Source organism: Marinilabiliales bacterium, from assembly GCA_007695015.1.
GTDB lineage: Bacteria > Bacteroidota > Bacteroidia > Bacteroidales > PUMT01 > PXAP01.
In genome coordinates this window covers 1-9673 of the sequence record REEN01000105.1, presented here as the reverse complement: position 1 = coordinate 9673, position 9673 = coordinate 1, and the positions used below count along the sequence as shown (strand labels likewise).

The 9673-nt window shown below is 48.3% G+C and carries 11 protein-coding genes; 9 read left to right on the top strand and 2 right to left on the bottom strand.

The genetic code is table 11. The features are described from left to right. Positions 1–12: 12 nt before the first annotated feature. The 8 genes from EA408_13110 to sucD all read left to right on the top strand — a co-directional run bounded on the left by EA408_13110 (position 13) and on the right by sucD (position 6237). Entirely contained in the window at positions 13–159 is a 147-nt protein-coding gene (locus EA408_13110; protein TVR68849.1) for a hypothetical protein, read from the top strand. 117 nt (positions 160–276) lie between these two features. After that, entirely contained in the window at positions 277–777 is a 501-nt protein-coding gene (locus tag EA408_13105; GenBank protein TVR68848.1) for a hypothetical protein, read from the top strand. Between the two features lie 3 nt (positions 778–780). Next, positions 781–1566, top strand: a complete 786-nt coding sequence (gene cbiQ, locus EA408_13100; GenBank protein TVR68847.1) for a cobalt ECF transporter T component CbiQ — start codon at positions 781–783, stop codon at positions 1564–1566. 4 nt (positions 1567–1570) lie between these two features. After that, on the top strand, positions 1571–2314 hold the full coding sequence (locus EA408_13095) for an ABC transporter ATP-binding protein (protein ID TVR68846.1): 744 nt from the start codon (positions 1571–1573) through the stop codon (positions 2312–2314). Positions 2315–2475: 161 nt separating this feature from the next. After that, positions 2476–3303 (top strand): ATP-dependent sacrificial sulfur transferase LarE, encoded by an 828-nt coding sequence (larE, locus tag EA408_13090; protein TVR68850.1) that lies wholly within the window; start codon positions 2476–2478, stop codon positions 3301–3303. Beyond that, positions 3290–4039: a nickel pincer cofactor biosynthesis protein LarB gene (gene larB, locus EA408_13085; protein ID TVR68845.1), complete on the top strand. Its 750-nt coding sequence runs from the start codon at positions 3290–3292 to the stop codon at positions 4037–4039. Before larE ends, larB begins: the two co-directional genes overlap by 14 nt. Positions 4040–4057: 18 nt before the next feature. Then, on the top strand, positions 4058–5242 hold the full coding sequence (gene larC / locus EA408_13080; GenBank protein TVR68844.1) for a nickel pincer cofactor biosynthesis protein LarC: 1185 nt from the start codon (positions 4058–4060) through the stop codon (positions 5240–5242). Between the two features lie 107 nt (positions 5243–5349). Further along, positions 5350–6237, top strand: coding sequence for a succinate--CoA ligase subunit alpha (gene sucD / locus EA408_13075; protein ID TVR68843.1), 888 nt, complete (start codon positions 5350–5352; stop codon positions 6235–6237). A 170-nt stretch (positions 6238–6407) separates the two neighbouring features. On the opposite strand, the gene EA408_13070 is transcribed toward sucD, so the two are convergent. Beyond that, the gene (locus EA408_13070; protein TVR68842.1) at positions 6408–7817 is read right to left on the bottom strand and encodes a DUF5106 domain-containing protein; all 1410 of its coding nucleotides are present in this window, start codon (positions 7815–7817) and stop codon (positions 6408–6410) included. A gap of 107 nt (positions 7818–7924) precedes the next feature. After that, positions 7925–9079, bottom strand: a complete 1155-nt coding sequence (locus tag EA408_13065; GenBank protein TVR68841.1) for a glycosyltransferase — start codon at positions 9077–9079, stop codon at positions 7925–7927. 369 nt (positions 9080–9448) lie between these two features. Here EA408_13065 and EA408_13060 point away from each other — a divergent pair. Continuing rightward, positions 9449–9673 (top strand): hypothetical protein (locus tag EA408_13060; protein TVR68840.1); only part of this gene is annotated, 225 nt, incomplete at its 3' end.

Sequence of the window (9673 nt, the reverse complement as noted above, 5' to 3'; positions counted from 1 at the left end):
CCTGTTCTTCTGATGGTAGCGGAGTTCAGGCTTTCGGGCTACGGAAGCAGGATATTGTACCTTTTGGGTGTATATTTGCTGGTTGCGATCCTTGAGGGAGTGATTACCCTGGCAGCAGCAGGTATGTTCAGAAGGGTCAGGCCGGAGATGCTGGCCTGAGGGCCTTCAGCAGGAGGGGGACGACCGGTTAAGGCTGTCTCAATGCAACTTAGCGGCACAGATTTATTAAAATAATAAGTTGAACCAATACAACCAATTATGTCAAGATCAGTACTGATGATAATTGCAGCGTTTTTCGCACTGGGGGCGACCGCTGCCGCACATTCAATCAATTTCGAGGTTACAAGGCATGCTCCTGCAGTATCAGTCAACGCATACTTTACCAGGACATCTCCGCTGGCAGGCGCCAGTATTGTTGTTTATGCTCCGGGTCAGGATCAGCCCTACCAGACAGGTCGGACAGACAGGCAGGGATATTTTTCTTTTATACCCTCCGTTGCAGGTGACTGGGTTTTTGAAATTGATGACGGCCGGGGACACAGGGACAGGCTGGAGATAAGCGTTGGCGAAAGCTTTATAAGCGGAGTTTACGAAGAAGAAGCCGCTGCTGATGAACAGGAAGAGGTGCCTGCAGGGCCTGTTGTGGAAACAGAGGTTGTTTCTCCTGCCGGCATCCCGATGTTTTACAGGATTATATTCGGACTTGCGCTGATATTCGGCATTACCGGAATATTCTACGGTATAAGGGCCAGGCAGTCCGCATCAAAGACAGAATAAAGTATATTTTTATTGAAGCATTCATTTTTAGATAGATACAGCGACCTGAATTCTCCTGTCCACAAGCTGGACCCCAGGGCGAGGCTGATAGCGGCTTTTGCAGCTATTTTCATTATTGTCTCGGAACCGCATGGCCGGTTGCTGCCGTTTGCATTTTACGGGGTGATCATTCTGTTGGTGACTGCAATAAGCAGAATACCGCCGGGGTATATTCTAAAACGGTGCCTGGCGGTGTCACCCTTTATCATAATTGCCGCCGTTTCATTTCCGCTTTCATCACCCGGAACGGGTGAGGCGGGGACCGGACTTATTTCTGGGGAAGGGGTCAGGAGCGGACTTACAATTTTCCTGAAGGGCTCTTTTGCACTTGTGCTTCTTATATTGCTCACTTCAACCGGTAAGTTTCACCGTCTCCTGGCAGGATTGAGAAAGCTCAGGATGCCCAGGCTGCTCGGGGTTATCTCGGCGCTTATGTACAGGTATGTTTTCATTCTTCATGATGAACTGCTGAGAACCTCCAGGGCTCGGGACAGCAGGACGCCGGGGAGGATCAGGACAAAGCGGCTCAGGGCTTACGGTAACCAGGCTGCAATGATCTTCATCAGAAGTATAGAGCGTTCCCATACGGTATATAATTCGATGCTTTCAAGAGGATTTACAGGTGAGTTTCCTGATATGAACAGGTTGAGGCTCAGGGCAGGGGATATATTGATGGCCGGATCGTTCGTGCTGCTGCTTTTTGCGGTGCGCATCACAAGCCAACCGCTGATTGAACGCTTTTTAAACTGATCTTATGCCTTGCGGAATAAAAATAGATAATCTCAGTTTCTCGTATACTGCCGGCAGTCCGGTACTTAAGAATTTATCCCTGGATATCGGTCCCGGTGAGAAACTCGGCATAATTGGTCCTTCAGGCGCAGGAAAGTCGACGCTGCTGCTGCATCTTAACGGAATACTTGCAGGTGACGGCATTGTGACTATAGGAGACACCAGGATTGAAAAAAGAACTCTGCAGGCCGTCAGGAGGCTGGTGGGACTGGTATTTCAGAACCCTGACGACCAGTTGTTCAATCCCACGGTGGAGGAAGATATCGCCTTCGGCCCCCTGAATTTCGGATACAGCACTGAAGAGGCCGCAGCAAGGGTTGAGCAGGCTCTGAGGGAGATGAACCTTGGGGGTTTTAAAGATGCCGAGTCCCATCATCTTTCACTTGGCGAAAGAAAGCGTGTTGCGCTGGCAACGGTGCTGGCAACCAGCCCTGAAGTCATAGCTTTTGACGAACCGTTTTCAAGTCTCGATTCGGTAATGGTGGTGCAGCTTCTGGATATTATCGGGCGACTGGATGCAACGCTTGTAATAGTGTCGCAGTCATTGCTGCCACTGGTTTCATGCTGTGAGCGGCTTGCCGTTCTGGTGGACGGAGAGATAAGGGCTTGCGGCAAAAAGGAGGAGATTCTGGGGGACGGGGTACTTATGAGGATGGCAGGCGTGGATATGGACTTTTACAGGAGAGTGTATGAAAAATACCTTAGATAACAGGTATGGTAATACGTTCGTTCCTGACGGGGCTTATCCGGATTGTCGATAAAACAGGGTTGAATAATCAAAAGGGTTATTTTTTTGTTATACGGTATAGCTAAAAGAATAATATTTTAATTAATGCTAATATTGCGGATATGAAGAGAGAGGAGGAAGCGATGGACATACAAATCAGAAAGAAGGCCGAAAAGAAGCTGGAGGCGCTTAAAAAGGAGCTTTCAGGATATGAAAGGCTTATAATAGCATATAGCGGGGGACTGGACAGTGCATTACTGCTTAAGGTTGCTCATATGATGCTGGGAGACAATGTTCTGGCGGTCATTTCAGATTCGCCGTCAATTCCCCGCAGGGAACTGCAGGAGGCAGTCTCATTCGCCAACGGAACCGGTGCACGGATCAGGGTCATCAACACCCGTGAGCTTGATGATCAGAATTACTCAAGGAACCCTGATGACCGTTGCTATTACTGCAAAAAGGAGCTTTATGAGTATATAGGTGATATTGCTGCTAAAGAGGGGATAAAATATGTTGCAAACGGTACCAATTTGGATGATCTGGGCGATTACCGTCCCGGACTGAAGGCGGCAGATGAGCACCAGGTTGTCAGTCCCCTGAAAGATGCCGGGTTAACCAAGGATGATATACGGCTTGTTGCCAGGCTGACCGGACTTGATATATGGGATAAGCCGGCAAGCCCCTGCCTTGCATCGAGAATTCCCTACGGAAGCTCCGTGACCCGGGACAAGCTTTCCCAGGTAGAGCGGGCTGAAGAGTTTGTGAGATCATTTGGCGCCAGGGAGATAAGGGTGCGTCATTTCGACAGGAAGGCAGTACTCGAGGTAAACCCGGTTTATCGGGAAATAGTTGAAAAGAATCTCTCGGCCATAAAGGATGAATTTGCCCTGCTCGGCTTTTATGAGACAGAGGTGAAGGATTTCAAAAGTGGTTCGCTTAACCAGTTAATCAACATAAATGCAAAAAGATAAGATAAGGGCGCTGCTTGAAAGTGTCAGAATAAACGAAGTGACTGTTGAAGATGCACTTGGCCGGCTTGCCAACCTGCCCTATGAGGACCTTGGCTTTGCAAGGCTGGATCACCACAGGGCTCTCAGAAGGGGGTATCCTGAGGTCATTTTCTGCCAGAACAAGACGGTGGATCAGGTAAAGAGCATAGTTGAGCACCTGGCCCGCCAGAACAATGTTCTCGGAACAAGGGCCACTCCCGAAATGTTTGAGGCTGTGCAAAGCCTGTTTCCCGATGCACGTTTTAACGAAATGGCCCGTACTATTACGGTGACAATGGAGGGAGGGGAACAGGCGGTTGACACGTCGAAGCATATCCTGGTAGTCAGTGCCGGCACATCGGATATGCCCGTGGCCGAAGAGGCTGTGGAGACGGCCCGCTTTATGGGAAATCATGTTGAGACGCTTTATGACGTTGGTGTTGCAGGTTTGCACAGGCTGCTCGGCAGTAAGAAAAAGATAGACGATGCCAACGTGCTGATAGTGGTTGCAGGTATGGATGGCGCACTTCCTTCGGTGGTGGGGGGACTGGTTGACAAGCCGGTAATCGCGGTTCCGACATCGGTGGGGTACGGCGCCAGCTTTAACGGTATCGGACCTCTGCTGACCATGCTTGCTTCGTGTGCTCCGGGTGTGACGGTTGTAAATATTGACAACGGGTTCGGGGCTGCCTACTTTGCATCTCTTATAAACAAATAGATTTAAATTCACTGATTTATGAGGATTGCCTATTTTGATTGCTTTTCGGGTATCAGCGGCGATATGCTGGCAGGGGCCCTGCTGGATGCGGGACTTGATTTCGGTGACCTGGAGAAGGAGATTGAAAAGCTCGGACTTCCGGGTGTAACGATTTCTGCCTCAAGGGTTGTTAAACAGAATATAGCGTCTACCAGTTTCAAGGTGAAGTACCCTGAGCAGAAGCACCATAGGGGACTTGATGATCTGGTACAGCTGGTGGAAAACACCTCCCTGGATGAAGCTATGAAAAAAAAGGCAAAGGAGATCTTCAGTAAAATTGCGGTTGCCGAGGCCAGGATTCACAATATGCCTGTTGAAAAGGTCCATTTTCATGAGATCGGCGCGGTCGACACCGTTGTCGATGTTGTGGCTGCACTCACCGGCTTCAGGATGCTGGGCATTGAAAAGGTGTGGTGCTCGCCCCTTAACGTGGGATCGGGTTTTGTCACATTCTCACATGGCAAGTTCCCTGTCCCTGCACCGGCCACTGCCGAAATACTTAAGGGTGTGCCTGTATATTCTGCCGGGTCTGACGGGGAACTGGTTACTCCCACCGGCGCGGCTGTAATTACCGCCCTGGCTGACGGTTTTGGCGATATGCCTCCCATGGTGACCGGAGCAATAGGTTACGGAGCCGGTACAAAAGACTTTGAGCAACCCAATGTTCTGAGGATCTTCGTGGGAGAGGCCGGCCAGGGTCAATCCGCCACCACCATAGATGTTGTCGAGACCAACATCGACGATATGAACCCCCAGTTTTTCGATCATGTTATCGATATGCTATACCGGGAAGGCGCTCTTGAAGTGTTTATGACAAATATCCAGATGAAGAAGAACAGGCCGGGTATAAGGCTTACTGTTCTCTCGGGGCCGGGGGCGGGTACAAAGGACAGATTGCTGAAAATCCTTTTCAGGGAAACAACCACAATCGGTGTGCGGATACGCCGGGAATCCCGTGAGGTGCTGGCAAGGGAGAGCATAACAGTCACCACGCCTCTTGGTGACGTAAATGCAAAGGTTTCCTGGTTTGCGGGTGAAATAGTGAATATCAAGCCCGAATATGAAGAGTTGAAAAGGATAGCACTTGAAAAAAATATGCCACTGAGGCTTGTTGCCGATGAAATTGCCAGGTCCATCGGGGAATTTGCAAAATCACCGGGTTGATGGAATATTTTTCTAATTTGCCGCAAGCCGGGTTTCGATCCCGGCTCCGGGCATGGGGGAAAAAAGAGACGGCACAACGAATACTGAATAATCTAATCTGAAATATCATGAGTGTTCTGGTAAACAGGGATTCAAAAGTTATTGTACAGGGATTTACCGGCAGTGAGGGCAGCTTTCATGCTTCACAGATGATCGAATACGGAACGAATGTGGTGGGAGGGGTCACGCCCGGGAAAGGCGGACAGCAGCACCTGGGAAAGCCAGTGTTCAATACCGTTTCGGAAGCGGTCAGGGAAACCGGAGCCGACACCTCTGTTATTTTCGTGCCGCCGGCATTTGCAGCCGATGCGATTATGGAGGCTGCTGAAGCGGGCATAGAGGTGATTGTAGCGATTACAGAAGGCATCCCGGTGTCTGACATGGTAAAGGTCAAAGAGTACCTCAGGGGGCGTAAAACCACTCTTATCGGCCCCAATTGTCCGGGCATCATCACCCCCGGGGAGGCAAAAGTCGGTATAATGCCAGGTTTTATACATAAAAAGGGCACAGTTGGAATTATCTCCCGTTCGGGTACGCTGACCTATGAGGCGGTTGACCAGGTGACCAAGTCGGGCCTGGGTCAATCAACATGCATCGGTATAGGGGGTGACCCGGTAATCGGAACAACCACACTCGATGCCGTGAAAATGCTGATGGATGATTCGGGGACTGATGGCATAATCGTGATAGGTGAGATTGGAGGCAACATGGAAGCCGAGGCGGCCAGGTGGATAAGGGATAACGGCACCAAACCGGTAGTGGGTTTCATTGCCGGCCAGACTGCCCCCAAAGGCAGGAGGATGGGACATGCGGGTGCGATTATAGGTGGAAGCGATGATACGGCCGCAGCCAAGATGAAGGTTATGAGGGAGTGTGGCATTACCGTGGTTGAATCTCCGGCCGATATCGGAAGTACCATAGCAGGCCTGCTGAAAAATAGCGGAAAAGCCGGTTGAAACACCGGCTTTGCAGTTTCAGGGCATGCAGCCCCGTTTCATCAGCGCTCACAATACAAGCCCATTATATCAGTGCTCACGGTTAGCTCTGTTTCATAAGGACCAGCAGTATAACCCCGCTTCGTCGGGTGCCAAATTAAAGCCCCTCATCCGGGGCCATGAACCACTTTTTAAAGCAGATCTTCCACCATCTGCTCAATTGTTTCAATCCCGATCCTCTTGGCGATTATTGTCTTGTCTGCATCCAGCACATATAGTGTAGGTGTGCTGTATATGTCGTAATTGAACCGGAAGTTGGTCTCATTCTGCGGATCAAATACGTTTACCCAGTCAAGGCCGTTGTCGTTTATATACTCCTGCCACTCTTCAACATCGTCGTAAATGTATACTGCAAAAACCTGCAGGCCCTGATCCCGGTATTTTTTGTACAGTTCGTTCAGCCTGGGCGTTACAACTTTGCAGTGCCCGCAGGCCGGTTCATAGAAATATATGATCGTGTATTCGGCTTCTATGCCGTGAAGATTCACAAAACTGCCATCGGGTATCCTCATCCTCATCTCTGCTGCAGTGCGCCCGATCAGGTTTGGTTTCATACGCTCAACCCTGTCCCTCAGCCGTCTGATGGTCTCATCATTGACCCAGAAAGCTTCTCCGCTGAGGTAATACCTTTCGGCAAGCTCAACGAACACCTCATCCATTCCCATTATGTTTGATCTTTCATAATGGTTCAGCAGGTATACAAGTACATATTGAAATACATCGTCATTAGCCTTTGCCAGCTCTATCACCCTTACAGCTTCGGGTATGATCATATCGGGAACCTGCATAAGGGTGCGGGTGAAGAAATGCTCCAGCCGGTTGTGGAGGACAGGGGTTCTGAGCAGGCGATCATCTGAAAAATCTATATTGTCGAAAAAGTGCTTCCTGTTATAATCATATCCCATTCTCCACCTTACGGAATCGGGGTTATGGGTACCTTCGGGTAATTCAAATTCAGGTATCTGCGGATTTTTCATGGCCCTTATAAGGTTGGCCAGCAGTGTGCCCGGCTGCCTTTCAATTATCGAGTTCCAGTATTCCTGAACCTCCCTGTCGAGTTCTCTTCCCCGCTCCTGGAGAATCTTAACCGAATCGGGATTATCCCGGTTCATCTCAATTCTCTGCTGGAGGTCTGATGATGCTCTCTGCCGCCGGTTCATGAAACGGTGATACTCAAAAAACTGCTCATTTTCAGCCGATCCGGATATTCTGATGTTTTCAACCGGGTTATCAACGGTGGTCTCAATCCGGAACTCCTGTTCCCGGTCAACCAGTATCTCGAAATAATCCATATCTGGCATAACCACCAGGTATATGCCTCCCGGAAGGGCTTCATCATCTTTGAACATACCCTCTCCGCGGGAATCAAGCATAATGGTATCTTTAATGTATTTCCTGTTACCGAAATGGTATGCAAGGAGCAGGGTCGTATCCTCCAGTCCGCTTATCCTGACGTTTATATTATAACCTGACGGGAAGGCCTGGTTTATTGCTGCAATGAAAACCAGCAGGAAAACAGCTGTTCTTTTAAAAGTGGTCATATTTTATCAGAATTTAATTTTACATCCTGTAAAGGAGGTACAAAAATAGCACCAGGAAATTTGTGCGCCAAATATTTATTATCAGGCAACTCTATATCAGCCACATATTACTTGCCTTTTTTGCCGATCCGGCTGTAAACAGAGATCAGCTTATCTTTTTCCATTTCCCAGTTCAGTTCTGCTGCTGCCTTTTTCAGGTTCTCCTGCCACCTGGAAGGGGGTGAGCTGAGCACTTCGTTTATTTTTTCCGATATTCCTTTCGGGGAAAGGCAATCAGCAATCAGGCCCACTTCATACTGTTCAATTATACGGCGGGTTTCGGGCAGGCTGGATACTACCACCGGGATGCCTGCAATGATATAATCGAAGATCTTGTTGGGGAGGCTGTACCTGTAGTTCAGGTTGCTGTCCTTGTCAAGTGACAACCCGCAGCTGCAAAGTGAGGTAAGCTGCATGAGCTTTTCGTAGGGCATTGGCGGTATAAAGCGTACCCTGCCGGTTAGTGCTTCTTCATCGGCTATTCTGCGAAGTACGGGCAAGGCATCACCTTTGCCGGCGATAACAAGCACTGCATCATGCACATGGTGCATTGACCTGACCGCTTCCTCTGCGCCCCTGTCAATATTAATGCCCGCACCCTGCAAGATCACGAATTTTTTTCTACGGGGAAGGCCGAAATCTTCCGGCTTTGCTTCATGAGAATTATCACCCGGGGCAGGAAGGTTGCGCACAACATCAATTTCTTTGCCGTATTTCTCACTGTAAATAAGGGCTATTGAGCTGTTGACCGTTATGATGTGGGAAAGCCCGGGAAAGATCAGGCGCTCTATTGCCTCCCATGTTTTCCTGACAAAGGGACGGCCGGTCAGTTCAGGCACCCCGGTAAAATATTCATGGCTGTCGTAGACAAGAGGCTTTGACCTGAGCCTGGATACGATGTAGCAGGCCGGCAGTGTGTCGAGGTCATTTGCATTGATGATGTCGAAGCGATTGAACAGCAGGAAAAAAAACAACCTGATGTTATATTCGGCATAAAACAGGGGCCCCCTGTTGAACAGGTGCTTTACACGCCTTGTTCTGTAGGGTGTTTCAGTCACCGGAAGGCTTCCCTTCAGTACCCTGCCCGTGAGGGTTACCTCACATCCGTTCTCATGCAATGCAGTGCAATGCCGCCTGAGCCTCTGGTCAGTCGCAAGGTCGCTTGTTGCTGCAACTATAATACGGGTTCCGGTCATTGATAAATTACCCTCATTGTTTGTCATCTGTCAGGTGACCTGCATGACGGTTGTAATTAAGGCAAAATAGCATATAATATATATTATTTGCAAAAAGAATAAACAAAATTAGCCCCTCAGGCCGGTATGTGAACAGATATTAAAAACCTATAATATTATTTAAAATATTTCTAAATAAACTATGAAATGTCTATATTTACAGTATATCAAGTGTATTTATGATTATCTGAAATAAATAATGTTATTAATTGAACAATTGAACCGGATGTGTGTTTAATAAACAGAAGCAAATATTAAACAAGATTGGTAATTCAAACAAATAGCTATAACTAATACAAAATGACAACAATAATGAAAAAAATAATGAAAATACAAACAGTATACATACTAATCGCAATGCTTGTTTTTTCGGGCTTTGACGCATTTGCCGCATCAGTAGGTGAAGAGTACAAACTTAAAAATGATAAAAAAGTATTTGATCTTTTTGCCTTTGGAACTGCTGAAGAGGAAGATTACATGCTTGAAAACTGGATGACAGACCTGACAACATGGAATGTTTACTCTTTCGAAGCTTCATACGAAGCTGATAATGTTCTGGAAGACTGGATGACAGACCTGACA